Below are 14574 nucleotides of genomic sequence, written 5' to 3'. Positions count from 1 at the left end.
ACAAAGTCCGATATGTTCCATATGTGCGCATGGGTGGTGTCAAGCCGGATACCCGTACGGCATGGCACGGACACTGAAGCCGCACAAGCGGCACGGCGAGCAGACGGCGGACCGTGAGGGCGGGACCGGGCAGGATCCGGTCGCCGCCGGTCCGGACGAGCAGGTGGAGCGGCAGGCCCCTGACAAGCCCACGGACCTGCCCAAACGCTCCTGGGGAGCGGTCCTGAAAGGCACCCTGAAGGAGTTCAAGAAGGACGAGCTGGCCGACCGTGCGGCGGCCCTGACCTACTACTCGATCCTGGCGCTGTTCCCCGCGCTGCTGGCGCTGGTGTCGCTGCTGGGGATCGTCGGGCAGTCGGCCACGCAGGCGGTCCTGGACAACATCCAGAAACTCGCGCCGGGCGCGGCTCAGGACGTCCTGCGCAGCGCGGTGCAGCAGATGCAGGGCAAGGGCGGGGTCGGCTCGGTCATGGCGATCGTCGGTCTGGTGCTGGCGGTGTGGTCGGCGTCCGGCTACGTCGCCGCGTTCATCCGCAGCGCCAACGCGGTCTACGACATCCCCGAGGGCCGTCCGGTGTGGAAGGTGCTGCCGGTGCGGGTCGGCGTGACCGTCGTACTGATGGTCATGGCGGTGATCAGCGCGCTGATCGTGGTGTTCACCGGCAGCCTGGCCCGACAGGTCGGCACCACCCTCGGGGTCGGCGACACGGCGCTCACCGTGTGGTCGATCGCCAAGTGGCCGGTGCTGATGGTCCTGGTCACGGTGATGATCGCGGTCCTGTACTGGGCCACTCCGAACGCACGCGTGCGCGGCTTCCGCTGGGTCACGCCGGGCAGCTTCCTGGCCCTGCTGATCTGGATGGTCGCGTCCGCCGGGTTCGCGCTGTACGTGGCCAACTTCGGCTCGTACAACAAGACCTACGGCACGCTAGCCGGCGTGATCATCTTCCTGGTGTGGTTGTGGATCACCAACCTGGCCATCCTGCTCGGCCTGGAGTTCGACGCGGAAATGGTCCGCCAGCGAGCCGTCGCCGGTGGCCACCCGGCCGACGACGAGCCGTACGTCCAGCCGCGCGACACCCAGAAGTGGGACGAGGAGGACCGCCGCCGCCTCGGGTCCTGACCCCGGCGGAGGCGGCCGGGGCCCACGGTCGGCACCCGTAGCCTGCACCCACGGCATGCACCCCGCGGTCAGGACACCCTCGGGCAGGACGCCGTCCGTCAGGACACCGTCCGCTCCTGGAGCGGTTCGAGGGAGATGTGCGGGGACAGGGCGCGGAGGAAGTCCGGCGCGTCGAAGATCTCGCCTGCCGAGGCGACACCCACCGTGCGGGTCCGGCCGGTGAGGATGCGGTGGACCGCCTCCACCGCGAGCGGCGCGCTGACGGCGTAGATGTCCCGGCCGCTCGCCACGGCGCGCCGTTCCGTGTCGCCGGAGCGTACGACGACGTCGACGACGAAGGTCTGGTCGGACCGACCGGCCCCGTCGGCCGCCGTCGGCGCCGGTGTGTCCGGGGCCGCGAGGTCCGTGGCCGCCTCGGTCGTCATGTGGGTGCGTACGACGGGGACGGCGAGGTGGCTGGGGAGGGTGACCACGTCGGCCATCGTGAACTCCCCGACGACCTCCCTGGTGCCCATCGGCTCGGGGAAGGCCCACTTCAGGAGCGTCGGACGGTCGTCGTGGTACTCCAGCCGCCCGCCGGTGTGACGGACGCGCCGGCCGCCGCGCCGCTCCCGGGAGACCGTACCGGCGGTGCGCGTCCCGGGGGTCGGGTGCCAACCACTCAGTCCGTACGCGACGGTCGCCTCGTCGGCCGCCGTCCAGTCGCCCATCGCGGCGGTGGCCAGCAGATCGCCGAGACCGCCGTAGAAGGCCATCGCGGGGACGATCACGGCTCCCGCCGCGCGGGCACGGTCCGCGAAGTGCGCGAACGTGTCGAGGTTGGCCTCGATCTCGGCCGCCACATCGACGTACGGGATCCCGGCTCGCAGTGCCGCCTCGATCAGCGGAGCGGCGGTCGTGGCGAAGGGCCCCGCGCAGTTGATCACGGCGTCCGCGCCGGCCAGGGCACGGTCGAGCGAGGCCGGATCGTCGACCGACGCCGGCCGGACCTCGAGTCGGGGTGCGGAGGCGGACGCCGATACGGATGCCGATACGGGCGCGGATGCCGCCGCCGCTCGCAGCTTCTCGGCGTCGCGGCCGGAGAGGACCGGGACGAATCCGCGGTCCCGCAGCTGTGCCACCACGAAGCGTCCGGTGTGGCCGTACGCGCCGTACACCGTCACCGTCCGCCCAGACCCCGACGCCGTTCCCGAGCCCGAGCCCGTTCCCGATCCCGATCCCGATCCCGATCCCGATCCCGATGCCATGGTTTCTCCCCCGCCTTTGAAGGATCCGTGATCCGTGTGATCCGCGTGATCCGTTGAGAACATCCTGGCGAGGGCGGGCGTCTCCGTGTGAGTGTCCGGAACGACATGCCCCGTACACTTTCGGACATGGGCACCGTCGCGCTGGCCGTCACCGAGGGGATGCTGCACTTCGAACTGTCCATGGCGTACGAGGTGTTCGGCGCCGCTCCGGTCGGCGTGACCGTCCCCTGGTACGAGGTCGAGGTCTGCGGGTCGGACGCCGTGCGGGTCGGCCGGTTCCGGCTGGAGCCCGACCAGGGGCTCGACCGCCTCCGCCGCCTCAGGGGCGCCGACACGGTGATCGTCCCGGGCTGGGCGGACGTCGACGAGGAGCCGCCCGCCGAACTCGTCGGCGCGGTGCGCGCGGCCCACGAGGCGGGTGCGCGCGTGGCCTCCCTGTGCACGGGCGCGTTCGTGCTGGCCGCCGCCGGGCTGCTGGACGGCAGGCGCGCGACCACGCACTGGGCGCACACCGAGGTCCTGGCCGCCCGCTACCCGCGGCTGGAGGTCGACCCGGACGTGCTCTACGTGGACAACGGCAGCGTGCTCACCTCCGCGGGCAAGGCCGCCGCGATGGATCTGTGCCTGCATCTCGTCCGCCTCGACCACGGCTCGTCCGTCGCCAACGCGGTCGCCCGCCGCCTGGTCGTGCCGCCGCACCGGGCCGGCGGCCAGGCCCAGTTCGTCGCCGCCCCGGTGCCCGCCCGGGACGACCACCCGCTCGCCTCGCTGTTCCCCTGGGCGATCGAACGCCTCGACCGGCCCCTCACCGTGGAGGACCTGGCCCGCCGGGCGGGGATGAGCTCGCGCACCCTGGGTCGCCACTTCAGGACGGTGACCGGCACCACCCCGCTGCAATGGCTGCTGACCCAACGGATCCGCCGAGCGCAGGAGCTGCTGGAGACCACCGACGACGTCGTCGACGTCATCGCGACGGCCACCGGCATGGGCACCGCCACGACACTGCGCCGGCACTTCAACCGCACGGTCGGCGTCCCTCCGGACACCTACCGCCGAACCTTCCGCACACGGCCCGGCGCCGACCCGGCGCGGGCCACAGCAGCGCAGGACACATAGGTGCAGGCCACACAGGCGCAGGGCACACCCTCGTCCGCACGACGCATCCCGCCGTGACCGCCCACACGGCCGCCGGTCCGGAGACGCTGGAGGAGGCGCTCCAGATCATCCGGCAGCTGTTCACCGGCGAGCAGACGCGCCACCACGGCGGGCACCACACGGTGGAGAACGCTCTTCGGGGACGGCTGGGCGGGGGTGTCAGTCCCGGACGAGCTGGTCGGCCAGGCGGTGTGCCTGGGCCAGCAGCGTTCCGTACGTCACCAGCGCGTCGGGGTCGTCGGGCACGGCTCCCGGCAGCTGCCGGCGGAACTCGTCGAGCGTGCGGTGGAGCTCCTCGACCGCCTCGCGCAGTCGCTCCGCCGCGCGGTCGTCGGAGCCGCCCGGGGCGAACCGGGTCCGACCGTACAGCCGGACCGCGCGTGCCGTGGGGCGCAGGAAGTCCGCGTAGGCCTGGATGATGCCGGCGGGCGGCCTGGCCCCTTCCCCGCGCTCCGCGATCTCCCACACGGTCCGGGTCACTCCCACCGTGTGGACGGCGACGTGGTCGAGCACGACCAGCGCGTCGTCGTACGCCTTGCCGCGCGAGGAGAGGAGGCGCGTGCGGCGCCCCCGCGGATTGCCGCGCATGCTCTCCCGGCTCCAGCCGATCGCCGACCGTGCCTGGTCGACGAGCCGGCCCAGCCGCAGCGCCCGCTCGTGCCGACTCCCGGCCGCCTGCCCGTCCCACTCGCCGTCGGCCAGAGCGTCGGCCACCGCGTCCAGGATCTCCTGCGCCTCGCGGGCCGCGTCCTCCAGCGCGGAGCGGGCGTCGCGCAAGTAGACCGGCGGCCGGATCAGCACGTTGACCGCCACCCCGACCACCGCGCCGAAGACCGCCTCCGCGATGCGGGCGGCCGACGAGACGACGCTCACCTGGCCACCGGTCAGCACGAAGAGCGCGCCGGTGGCGGCGTAGACGCCCTGGCTTCCCAGCCGCTGCCACTGCCCCAGCAGCAGCACCGCCGGAAGGACCAGGGCCATGGCGGCCATCGTGCTGCCCAGCAGCAGCGCCCCGGCTGTCGCCACCGCCGTGCCCACCGCGATCGCCGCGAGCTGCTGGAGCCCGTGCGCGACGGACCGGTACACGGTCGCCTCCACCAGCACGACCGCGACCCACGGCGCCACGAACGCCATCGGCGCCTCGAGCCACCAGCCCACGACCGCCCACGCCAGCCAGGCGGCCAGCGCCGCCTTGCCCGCCTGCACCACCAGGTCCCGCTCCCGGCCCGGCCCCTCCCCCGCCCGCCGCACCGCGGCCACGACGGACCCGGCCCAGCGCCGGACAACCCATCTCGCCCTACGTGTCCACTCCATGGCACAGCGAGTGCCACGCCAGGGACGAGACGCACCCGCCGACCTCGACTTCACTCACCGGTACTCGGGCGCACGGCGATGAAGACCAACATATGAGGGCGTATCGCTGCGTATCACTCCGCCCTGCGGGCACTCGGCCGCCATGAACCCCGAGACAGGCACCCAGGGCTCCTACTGGCTGGAGACCGCGCCGCCCGGCGCCCCGGCTCCCCCGCCGTCCGGTGACCTCACCGTCGACGTCGCCGTGATCGGCGCCGGCATCGCCGGCCTCAGCACGGCCTGGGAGCTGGTCCGGCAGGGGCGCGAGGTGGCGGTGCTGGAGGCCGATCGGATCGCCGCCGGGGTCACCGGCCACACGACGGCCAAGCTGACCGCCCAGCACACCCTGATCTACGACCGTCTGCGGCGTACCCGCGGCCCCGAGGGCGCCGCCCTGTACGCGCGCTCGCAGACCGAGGCGATCGGGCATGCCGCCGGGATCGTCGCGGAACTCGGCGTCGACTGCGCGTGGGAGGAGGCGGCTGCCTTCACCTACGCCGAGGATCCCCGGCACGTCGCGGAGTTGCGGGCGGAGGCCGAAGCCGCACGTGAGGCGGGGCTGCCGGCCGAGTTCGTGACCGAGACCGAACTGCCCTTCCCGGTCGCCGGCGCGGTCCGGGTGAGCGGACAGGCCCAGTTCCATCCGCGTAAGTACCTGCTGGCGCTCACCGACGACCTGCTCCGGCGGGGCGGCACGGTGTACGAGGGAACACGGGTCGTCGGCCTCACCGAGGGCGAACCCTGCGTCCTGCGCACCGACGCCGGGGTGTCGATCCGCGCCCGGGAGGTCGTGGTCGCCACGCACCACCCCGTCTTCGACCGGGCCCTGCTGTTCACCCGGCTCAGCCCACGTCGTGAACTCGTCGTCGCCGCGACCATCGACGAGGACCGCGCCCCGCGCGACATGTACATCACGCCGGAACGGTCCACCCGCTCCGTGCGCACCGCCCCGTACCGCGACGGCAAGCGCCTGCTGATCGTCACCGGGGAACACTTCACCCCCGGCACCGCCGACGCCGAGGAGAGGTTCGCCCGGCTGTCCGCCTGGGCCGACGACCGCTTCGCCGGTCTCACCTTCACCCACCGCTGGGCCACCCAGGACAACGACTCCACCGACTCCGTGCCCCTGGTCGGACCGCTCCATCCCGGCAGCCGGCACACCTACGTGGCCACCGGCTTCGGCGGCTGGGGCATGAGTGGCGGCATCATGGCGGGCCGTCTGCTCGGCGACCTGATCACCGGCCGCGAGTCCGCCTGGAGCGGCCTCTACGACCCGCGCCGCCTGGCGTCCGTGGTCCGCGAGGGGACCACGTTCCTGAAACACCAGGCCCAGGTGGCCCGGCACTTCATCGGCGACCGGCTGCCGGCCGTGACGGCCCCCGCGCCGGACGACATCCCCCGGGGCCACGGCGCCGTGCTGCGCCTGGGCGGCCGGCAGTACGCCGTCCACCGGGACGAGAACGGCTCACTCCAGGCGGTCTCGGCACGCTGCACCCACCTGGGCTGCATCGTGTCCTTCAACCACGGCGAGCAGGCCTGGGAGTGCCCCTGCCACGGCTCCCGCTTCGCCCCGGACGGACGGATCCTGCAAGGCCCGGCGGTACGCCCGCTGGAGAAGCGCGACCTCCCGGAGTAGGGACGCCCGTGCGGACACGGCCCCCGCGTTCACTTCACGTTCACCCCCGGTACTAACACTGTTCAGAGACGCCCCTCATCGGCCTTTCATCTCTTACCTGTTTCTTACAGGGATGTGACTGATGGCCGACCATCTGAAGGGACGTCATGACTGGCTGGTTGAAGCGCCGTCGCTCCGGCGACGGCGGGCCGGGCGGCGACGAGGCCCACGTGCGGGCCGGGGGATCGCCGCCGCAGTTCGCGGACGACGAGGCGCTGCGGGTGGCCAGCAGACTCCACGCCTTCAACCGGTACGAGCTGAAGTACCTGGTACCGGTGGAGCAGGCGGCGCGGATCCGGGACGAGCTGGGCGAGCGGATGGACCGCGACCTGCACAGCCCCGTCGGCGGCTACGGCGTGTGGAGCCTCTACTACGACACACCTCAACTCCGTTTCTACTGGGAGAAGATCGAGGGCCTGAAGTTCCGCCGCAAACTGCGCATCCGCCACTACGGGGACCTGGACGGGGTCACCGACGACTCCCCGGTCTGCGTGGAGATCAAGCAGCGGGTCAACCGGGTCACCCAGAAGCGCCGCATCACCCTGCCCTACGCCACCGCCCGGAAGCTGTGCGACGAGCGGGAGATGATCGAGCACTCGGCGAAGGAGAACGCCTTCGTCGACGAGGTCCTCGAGCTGGTGGTCAGGCTCAACCTCCAGCCCACCGCCATCACCGGCTACCAGCGTGAGGCGCTGGTCGGCCGCGACCAGGACACGGGGCTGCGCGTCACCTTCGACCGCCGCATCCGCGGCCGCGACCGGGACTTCCACTTCGGCACACCGAACGCCCAGAACCGGTTCACCGTCCCGCCGCACCTGTCGGTGATGGAGATCAAGGTCAACGAGCGCACCCCGTACTGGATCACCGACCTGGCGGCCAGGCGCAATCTGAGCCTCGTCCGGGTCTCCAAGTACGTCCAGAGCATCGAGGCGTTCGGACTGGCCCCCAGGTCCGTCTTCCACGTCCGGGAGGAAGACCTCCCGCCGGCGCCCGCCGCCGTCCCCTTCATTCCCACGCCCGCGTCCCCCACGACGCGTCGCCCCACGGAGGCATCCCACTCGTGAATCTCAACGTTCAGGACCTGAGCGGTACGTTCAGCGTCACCGACATCGTGCTCGCCATGACCCTGTCCTTCGTGCTCTCCGCGATGATCGGCTACGTCTACCGGGCCACGCACAAGAACGTCTCCTACAGCCAGTCCTACGTGCAGACGCTGGTCATCGTCGGCATGATCGTCGCGCTGATCATGCTGGTCGTCGGCTCCAACCTGGCCCGTGCCTTCTCCCTGGTCGGAGCGCTGTCGGTGGTCCGCTTCCGCAACGCGGTCAAGGAGACCAGGGACGTCGGCTTCATCTTCCTGGCGATGGCCGTCGGCATGGCGTGCGGTGCCCGCTTCTACACGCTGGCCGCGGTCGGCGGCACCGTGATCGCCCTGATCATCCTGGCGATGAGCAAGTTCGACTGGTTCGCCCTCAACGTCCAGCGTCAGGTCGTCAAGGTCCAGGTCCCGGCTGGCGAGGACCACACCCACGCGATCCAGGACGTCCTGCTGCGCCACACCGACGAGTTCGAGCTGGTGAGCACGGAGTCGATCCGCGGCGGCACCCTGACCGAGGTGTTCTACACGGTCCGCATCAAGAAGGGCCACGAGCCGGGTGAGCTGGTCGCGGCGCTCCAGGAGCGCGCCATGGGGCAGCGCGTGACCGTGCTGACCGGTTACGACCAGACGGACCTCTGATGACCGCCCCCCGCAAGCGGCTGGCGCACCGCATCCCGGTGCGGCTTCGCCACCACTGGAAGCCGGCCGGTTCCCTCGCCGTGGGGCTCTCGGTTCTGCTGATCTTCTTCGGGGACGTCCGCGTCACCCCCTTCGTCACCAGCGCCTCCACGGCGGACGGGGACGAGATAACGGACAACGTCACGGGGGCGGTCGACCTGTTCGACGACTCTCGGACGCACTCGATCCAACTCGAGTACAGCGAGACCGACTTCACGGACATGATGGAGAAGTACCAGGACGAGGGCGAGAAGGAGTACATCAAGGCCGACCTCACCGTCGACGGCGTGTACCTGAACGACGTCGGTATCCGCCTCAAGGGCAACTCCACGCTCCAGAGTCTGCGCGGCGGCATGGGAGGCGGCGGCCAGGGCGGCCCCGCGAGCCGGAACGGCGGCGAGCAGAACGGCGGTCAGCGGCAGAACACCGGGGCGCAGAACGGTGACCAGCCGCAGAACGGCGGTCAGCAGCAGGCTCCGCAGGGCGGCGGCATGGCCGCAGGTGGGGGCGGTGGCGGTGGCGGGATGACGCAGTTCAGCCTCTCCGCCTCCAAACCCGAGGAACTGCCCTGGCTCATCAGCATCGACGAGTACGTCGAGGGCCGCGCCTACGAGGGCCACCGCGAGCTCTCGCTGCGCCCCGGCGTCGACGAGGCCCTCCCGCTGAACGAGGCCCTGTCGCTGTCGTTGATGAAGAAGTCCGGCCAGACGGCCGAGAAGTTCGCCTTCACCACGGTGAAGGTCAACAGCCGTCCGGTCGCGACCCGGCTCATGGTCGAGAACCCGAGCAAGGACTACGTCGACGCGGAGCTCGGCAGCACGGGCGTGGCGTACAAGGCCCGGGCGGGCAGCAGCTTCGACTACGTGGGAGACGACCCCACCGACTACGAGGAGTCCTTCAAGCAGCTCAATCTCAAGGGCAGCCAGGACCTCTCGCCGGTGATGAGGCTCCTCGAATGGGTCAACCAGGCGTCGGACGCGGAGTTCGCCGCGAACCTCGACAGGTACGTCGACGTGGAGTCCTTCTCGGAGTACGTGGCGACGCAGAACCTGCTCCTGAACTTCGACGACATGGCCGGACCGGGCAAGAACTACGTGCTCTGGTACGACCTCGGCACCAAGAAGTTCTCCGTCCTCGGCTGGGACTTCAACCTGACCTTCAGCGGCACCGCCACCACCGGGCCCGACGACAGTACGAGCATGGGCGGCGGAGGCGGAGGCGGCGGCGGCGGGATGCCGGGTGCCGCCGCACAGGACGGAGCGGCGGACACACCGTCCGGGACGCCGTCCGCACTGCCGTCCGGGATGCCGCAGGCTCCGGGGAACGGTCAGCAGGACGCTCAGCAGGACGGCCGGCAGGACGCGGACACGGCGGAGGCCGGCGGTCCGGGCGGCGGCGGAGGCGGCGGCATGGGCGGCAACCTCCTCAAGGAGCGGTTCCTGGCGGCGGACGCCTTCGACGACGCGTATCACGCGGCCTACAAGAAGCTGTACCAGGAGTTCTACGCCTCGGGGTACGCGCTCGACGCCCTCGACTCCCTCGCCGCCCAGGCGAAGCGGGCGGGCGCCGACACCTCCGGAGTCTCCGCCACCGCGAAGTCCCTCGGCGGCACGGTCACCTCACGGACCGAGAGCCTCGCGAAGAACGAGGTCATCACCGGCTGACGGCGGCCCCGTGGCCCCGCCGGCCACGCATGCGAGCGGCGCGCCCGGGCCCTGGAGGGCCGGGGCGCGCCGTCTGTTGCGCGCCGGTGTGCCGAGTCAGGTGGTCATCGGCTCACCGGGGTGTGGGTCGGTCAGTGGCGGTTGCCGTCGTGGTGCCCGCCGCCGTGGTGCCCGCCGCCGTGGTGACGGTTGCGGCCCCAGGACTCGTCGTCCACGAAGCGGCCGTGGTCGTTGCGCAGGGTGGCGGTGTCGGAGCGGTTGTCCCACACCTCCCTGTTACGGTCCTGGAAGAGGTCCCGACGGGTGTCGCGGCCCTCGCCGGTGTGGACGCGGACCGTGGAGCGGCCCTCCAGGCGGTAGTGGTGGAACGTGTAGGTGCGGCCGTCCTCGTTCTTGAGGGTCCAGCCGTCGAGGTTGATCGTGTGACGCGTGGTGTTGGTGAGTTCCACCCACTCCCTGTTCAGCGAGCTCCGGGAGCGGTCGTCACGGCCCGGGGCGTCGTACTGGACGGCGCTGATCCGCACCTCGGGGCGGTGGGGACGAGCGTGGTCGGACGCGGACGCCGGCAGCGCCATCGCGCCGACCACGGCGCCGGCCGTGAGGGCGGCGGCGGTCAGACGACGAGCGGTGACAGAAGCGGAAGTGGACAAAGAGTTCCCCTGGGATGTGCGGGCACCCTCCCACTGCGGCCTTCGTGGACGCCGTGGGGGTCGGTGCGATGTGCGGGTGCGGTCGGCTGGCCGCAGACACACTCTGTCCACGGAGTGCGGGAGATGGGTAGGAAACGTGGCGTGTGTTACCTGTTGTCCATATCTCTGTGACTCTCGACTGCAACGTCCATTTAGGTGACTAAGTACTGAAGTTGACGTTCCGACAGCTGATGACCCCTTGCGGGAGTTGGCCTGGGCGGCCCGGACGCCATGGCGCGCCACCCCACCGGGAGACGGGCCGTCACCCGAAAGTGAGTAACGGCCGTCTGCCCGCCGCCGCCCTCCCGTCGCCGGGTGCCGCCGCTCAGTGGACGCGGACGGCGTCGGCCGGCGCGGTGCGCAGTGCCTGGCGGGTGGGGAGTTCGATGGTGAGGAAGGCCGTGACGGTGACCGTGAGCGCAAGGCCGGGCAGCAGCCAGACGGGGCCCGCGGGCCAGGGGCGGCCGAGGAAGCCCTGGCCCAGCAGGGCGAGGGGGAGCGCGGAGAGCAGCAGCGCGGTGACGAGTGCGGTGGCGGCGGTCACCGCGGCCTCGCGGCGCATCATCGACCGGATCTGCCGGGGTGTCGTGCCGTTCAGCCGGAGGGCGCCCAGCTCGACCCGACGCTGGGCGGTGGCCGCGACGAGCTTGTTGGCGATGCTGAGCAGCAGGTAGACGAGCAGGACCACGATGGTGGCCAGGTTGATCCACACCTCGGGCGGGGCGTCCTCCAGGCCCTCGGCGGGCGGCAGGTTCGCAGACCGGAGTGCCAGGCCGGGGCGGGACGCCGCGAGCGCCGTGAGGCTCTGCCGGGCCGTCGCCGAGCCGTCCGTACGGATCAGGAGGGACTGGTCCAGCGTCGTCGTGGTGTGTCCGGCGGCCAGGTCGTGGGAGAGCACCACCGAGCCGAAGCCGAGGCCACGGCCGTACACGGCGACCACCTCGGCGTCGACCCGCGCGCCGTCGCCCAGCACCAGGCTCACCCGGCGGCCCACCGTCGCGGAGCGGGTGCGGGCGGCGTCGCTGCTGACGGCGACGGTGGCCCCGCGCAGGCGGCTCAGGCTGCCGTCGCTCACGTCGAGATCGAGGACGTCGGAGGCGTCCGGGGTGAGGATCGTCGCGGGATCCGACTCGCTCACCGTGTCGCCGAACTGCCGGTACTGCCACACCACGGTGGTCGTGCCGACCGGGGCCGCGGCCCGTACGCCGGCCGTGTTCCGTACGGCGGCGAGCGTGCCGGTGGGCAGTCCGCCCAGGCCGGGGGCGGTCAGGCGCTGCTGGGCGAGGGTGGCGGTGCGGGTGTCGTCGGCGGTGGCGGCCAGCACGGTGGTCTGGGTGAGGGTGTACGTCAGCACGAACACGACCGCCATGGCCAGGGTGCTGACGATCCCCGCGTTGCGCAGCGCGTAGGCGCGCAGGTTGGCCATCGCCAGCCAGGTGGGGGCGGAGGCGCCCGCCCCCGTCGCACGGGCCGCGGCGCCGCCGACGCCCCGGACCAGCGCCGGGCCGGCCAGCGCCAGGCCGATCGCCCCGAGGATGCCCGCGATGGACGTGGCCGTCGCGCCGACGACCGTGCGGGAGAAGAGCGGCAGCGCCGACAGAGCGGTCGCGGCGACGACGACGAGCACGCCGACGCGCGTCCGGGTCCGCGAGGGCTCGCGCGGCTCGCTGCGCGACTCCGCGACCGCTTCGGTGGCCGGCATCCGCGAGGTGCGCCAGGCCGAGCAGCGGGCCGACACCTGGACGGCCAGGACCAGCAGGAGGATCGCCGCGAGGGCGGGCAACGGGCTGTACGTCAGAGGGAGTTCGGACGGCACGACCGCCCGGTCCGCGAGCAGTCGCCGGAACTGCCCGGCCAGCACGTAGCCGAGTCCCACGCCGGGCACCAGGGCCACGGCCGCGACGACGGTGGACTGGGCGGCGGCCAGGCGGCGGATCTGCTTCGGGGTCGCGCCGACGGCCCGCATCAGCGCCAGGTCGCGGCGCTGTCCGGCGATCGACACGGCCAGCGCGCTCGCCATCACGAACCCGGTGATCAGCAGGACGATCCCGGAGAGCGAACCGGCGAGGAGGACCAGCAGCGAGCGGGACGCGCCGGCGCCGGGTGCGGCCGTGTCGCCCCGGTCGGCTCCGGTGACGGTCACCAGACCGGTGCCCTTCAGCCTCGTCCGGACCTCGGCGGCGACGCGCTGCTCGGCGCCGGGCTCGGTGCGCAGGCCCACCAGGTCGACGCGGTCCGCGTGACCGGACAGGCGTGCGGCCGTCGGGTCGGCGAAGAAGATGCCCGCATCCGGCGCGTCGACGACCGCCGCGACGCGGTAGCCGGCGGCGGGCCGGCCGTCGACGACGACCCGCACGCTGTCGCCCGCCTCGATCCCCGCCGCGGCGGCGGTGACGCTGTCCACGGCGACCTCGCCGGAACCGGTCGGCGCGCCGCCGTCGAGCTGCGCGCCGGCCGGCGGCTTCGCCAGCTTCGTCGAGGACCAGCCGTGCCCCGCCGCCTGGGGGTCCTGGACCGGTACGACCTGTCCGCGGGCGTCGAGGAGGGCCGCGGGGAAGCTGAGGTCGCCGACCGCCTCGGTGACACCGGGCAGCCCGGCCAGCTCGCCGACCAGGCGGGACGGGACCCTGTGCCGCTCCGGGAGCGCGAGCGGCAGCTCACCGGGCGGACGGAACTCCTGGTCGGCCGCGACCACGACGTCGGCGCCGTCGAGCCGGCCGGCGGGCAGATGGGAGCGGAGGCCGGACTCGGCCAGTACACCGGTGGCGGTGATCAGTGCCGCACCGCCGAGGACCGCACAGGCCACGGCGATCAGCGCGGTGATCCGGTGTCCGACCATCCGTATCGCGAGACGGAACATGACTCAGACCTCTCCCAACGCGACGAGTCGGCTTGCCAGTTCGGGGGCGGTCGGCGCCTCGAGGGCCTCGACCACCCGACCGTCGGCCATCACCAGGACGTGGTGCGCGCGGGCCGCGGCGGCAGGATCGTGGGTGACCATCACCACCGTCTGGCTCAGGTCGGCGACCAGGTCACGCAGCAGGTCGAGGACCTCGTGGGCGCTGCGCAGATCGAGCGCGCCGGTCGGCTCGTCGGCGAACACGACGGCCGGTCTGGCCACCAACGCCCGCACCACGGCAGCGCGTTGCTGCTGACCGCCGGAGAGTTCGGCGGGGCGGTGGGTCAGCCGGTCGCCCAGTCCGACCCGTTCCACCAGCGTCCGCAGCCAGTCGTGGTCCGGGGTGCGTCCCGCCAGCCGCAGCGGCAGCGTGATGTTGTCCTCGATGCTGAGCGAGGGGATCAGGTTGTACGCCTGGAACACGAAGCCGACGCGTTCCCGGCGCAGTTCGGTGCGCCGGGTCTCGTTCAGCCCGGCGATCTCGTGGCCGTCGATGCGGACGCTGCCAGAGGTCGGGGAGTCGAGCCCGGCGGCACAGTGCATCAGCGTGCTCTTGCCGGAACCCGACGGCCCCATCACGGCGAGGAAGGTCCCGCGTTCCACGGTCAACGACACGTCGTCGAGGGCCCGTACGCCGCCCGGGTAGGCCTTGCTGACGCCGGTCAGGGCGATGGCGGGGGCGCCGACGGCGGTGCGGGTGGCGTTCATCGACGGCCCCGCAGGTTCCGTACGACGAGGGTGCCCGCGCACAGCACGGTGACCGCGCCGCACGCCAGGTGCACCCAGGTGTCGGCGCCGCCGAAGGAGGCCGCCATGTTGGCGAGCGCGCTGGCCACCACCACCATCCAGAGCAGGGTGCGGGCGATGTCCCCGGAGCTGAGCCGGTCGGCGGGATCGGGGGTCGTCGTGTTCGGCATGGGGGCTGCTCCCGGGTCTGGTGGGGTGGTCCTGCGGGGGCGTGTGCCGTTCCCGCTGTCGTCACCGACGCTATG

General features: G+C 72.2%; 12 protein-coding genes. 6 read left to right on the top strand and 6 right to left on the bottom strand.

The annotated features are described in order from the left end of the window. The first annotated feature begins 61 nt into the window (after positions 1-61). Positions 62-1123, top strand: coding sequence for a YihY/virulence factor BrkB family protein (locus OG736_RS23530; RefSeq protein WP_327184193.1), 1062 nt, complete (start codon positions 62-64; stop codon positions 1121-1123). Between the two features lie 98 nt (positions 1124-1221). Here the strand turns inward: OG736_RS23530 and OG736_RS23525 are convergent, their stop codons facing one another. Further along, positions 1222-2280, bottom strand: coding sequence for a saccharopine dehydrogenase family protein (locus OG736_RS23525; RefSeq protein ID WP_327187693.1), 1059 nt, complete (start codon positions 2278-2280; stop codon positions 1222-1224). A gap of 216 nt (positions 2281-2496) precedes the next feature. On the opposite strand from OG736_RS23525, the gene OG736_RS23520 reads away from it, so the two are divergent. Next, positions 2497-3486, top strand: coding sequence for a helix-turn-helix domain-containing protein (locus OG736_RS23520; RefSeq protein WP_327184192.1), 990 nt, complete (start codon positions 2497-2499; stop codon positions 3484-3486). 198 nt (positions 3487-3684) lie between these two features. Here the strand turns inward: OG736_RS23520 and OG736_RS23515 are convergent, their stop codons facing one another. Continuing rightward, positions 3685-4839, bottom strand: a complete 1155-nt coding sequence (locus tag OG736_RS23515; protein ID WP_327184191.1) for an aromatic acid exporter family protein — start codon at positions 4837-4839, stop codon at positions 3685-3687. A 142-nt stretch (positions 4840-4981) separates the two neighbouring features. On the opposite strand from OG736_RS23515, the gene OG736_RS23510 reads away from it, so the two are divergent. From OG736_RS23510 to OG736_RS23495, 4 genes are all read left to right on the top strand, one after another. Continuing rightward, positions 4982-6514, top strand: a complete 1533-nt coding sequence (locus OG736_RS23510; RefSeq protein WP_327184190.1) for an FAD-dependent oxidoreductase — start codon at positions 4982-4984, stop codon at positions 6512-6514. Between the two features lie 260 nt (positions 6515-6774). Beyond that, positions 6775-7617 (top strand): polyphosphate polymerase domain-containing protein, encoded by an 843-nt coding sequence (locus tag OG736_RS23505; RefSeq protein ID WP_327187692.1) that lies wholly within the window; start codon positions 6775-6777, stop codon positions 7615-7617. A 56-nt stretch (positions 7618-7673) separates the two neighbouring features. Further along, a complete protein-coding gene (locus tag OG736_RS23500; RefSeq protein ID WP_372481728.1) occupies positions 7674-8291 on the top strand; it encodes a DUF4956 domain-containing protein in 618 nt (205 codons plus the stop codon). Next, the gene (locus tag OG736_RS23495) at positions 8291-9994 is read left to right on the top strand and encodes a CotH kinase family protein (RefSeq protein ID WP_327184189.1); all 1704 of its coding nucleotides are present in this window, start codon (positions 8291-8293) and stop codon (positions 9992-9994) included. The genes OG736_RS23500 and OG736_RS23495 overlap by 1 nt, the downstream gene beginning before the upstream one ends. Before the next feature lie 131 nt (positions 9995-10125). On the opposite strand, the gene OG736_RS23490 is transcribed toward OG736_RS23495, so the two are convergent. The 4 genes from OG736_RS23490 to OG736_RS23475 form a co-directional block, all read right to left on the bottom strand. After that, complete coding sequence (locus tag OG736_RS23490; protein ID WP_327184188.1) at positions 10126-10644, bottom strand: lamin tail domain-containing protein; 519 nt, start codon at positions 10642-10644, stop codon at positions 10126-10128. A gap of 364 nt (positions 10645-11008) precedes the next feature. Continuing rightward, positions 11009-13543: an FtsX-like permease family protein gene (locus tag OG736_RS23485; protein ID WP_327184187.1), complete on the bottom strand. Its 2535-nt coding sequence runs from the start codon at positions 13541-13543 to the stop codon at positions 11009-11011. A gap of 3 nt (positions 13544-13546) precedes the next feature. Beyond that, positions 13547-14290, bottom strand: a complete 744-nt coding sequence (locus tag OG736_RS23480) for an ABC transporter ATP-binding protein (protein WP_327184186.1) — start codon at positions 14288-14290, stop codon at positions 13547-13549. Then, positions 14287-14499, bottom strand: coding sequence for a hypothetical protein (locus OG736_RS23475; protein ID WP_054241947.1), 213 nt, complete (start codon positions 14497-14499; stop codon positions 14287-14289). The genes OG736_RS23480 and OG736_RS23475 overlap by 4 nt, the downstream gene beginning before the upstream one ends. Positions 14500-14574 lie beyond the last annotated feature (75 nt).

This window comes from Streptomyces sp. NBC_01334 (assembly GCF_035983595.1).
Lineage (GTDB): Bacteria > Actinomycetota > Actinomycetes > Streptomycetales > Streptomycetaceae > Streptomyces > Streptomyces coriariae.
The sequence above is the reverse complement of the archived record's forward strand: the minus strand, read 5'-3'. Positions and strand labels throughout refer to the sequence as shown.

What these genes read in the sequence shown, in the direction of transcription:
- OG736_RS23530 (WP_327184193.1), top strand. Translation starts at nt 62, where the DNA reads ATGGCACGGACACTGAAGCCGCACAAGCGGCACGGCGAGCAGACGGCG.
- OG736_RS23520 (WP_327184192.1), top strand. Translation starts at nt 2,497, where the DNA reads ATGGGCACCGTCGCGCTGGCCGTCACCGAGGGGATGCTGCACTTCGAA.
- OG736_RS23515 (WP_327184191.1), bottom strand. Translation starts at nt 4,839, where the DNA reads ATGGAGTGGACACGTAGGGCGAGATGGGTTGTCCGGCGCTGGGCCGGG.
- OG736_RS23510 (WP_327184190.1), top strand. Translation starts at nt 4,982, where the DNA reads ATGAACCCCGAGACAGGCACCCAGGGCTCCTACTGGCTGGAGACCGCG.
- OG736_RS23500 (WP_372481728.1), top strand. Translation starts at nt 7,674, where the DNA reads ATGACCCTGTCCTTCGTGCTCTCCGCGATGATCGGCTACGTCTACCGG.
- OG736_RS23495 (WP_327184189.1), top strand. Translation starts at nt 8,291, where the DNA reads ATGACCGCCCCCCGCAAGCGGCTGGCGCACCGCATCCCGGTGCGGCTT.
- OG736_RS23485 (WP_327184187.1), bottom strand. Translation starts at nt 13,543, where the DNA reads ATGTTCCGTCTCGCGATACGGATGGTCGGACACCGGATCACCGCGCTG.
- OG736_RS23480 (WP_327184186.1), bottom strand. Translation starts at nt 14,290, where the DNA reads ATGAACGCCACCCGCACCGCCGTCGGCGCCCCCGCCATCGCCCTGACC.
- OG736_RS23475 (WP_054241947.1), bottom strand. Translation starts at nt 14,499, where the DNA reads ATGCCGAACACGACGACCCCCGATCCCGCCGACCGGCTCAGCTCCGGG.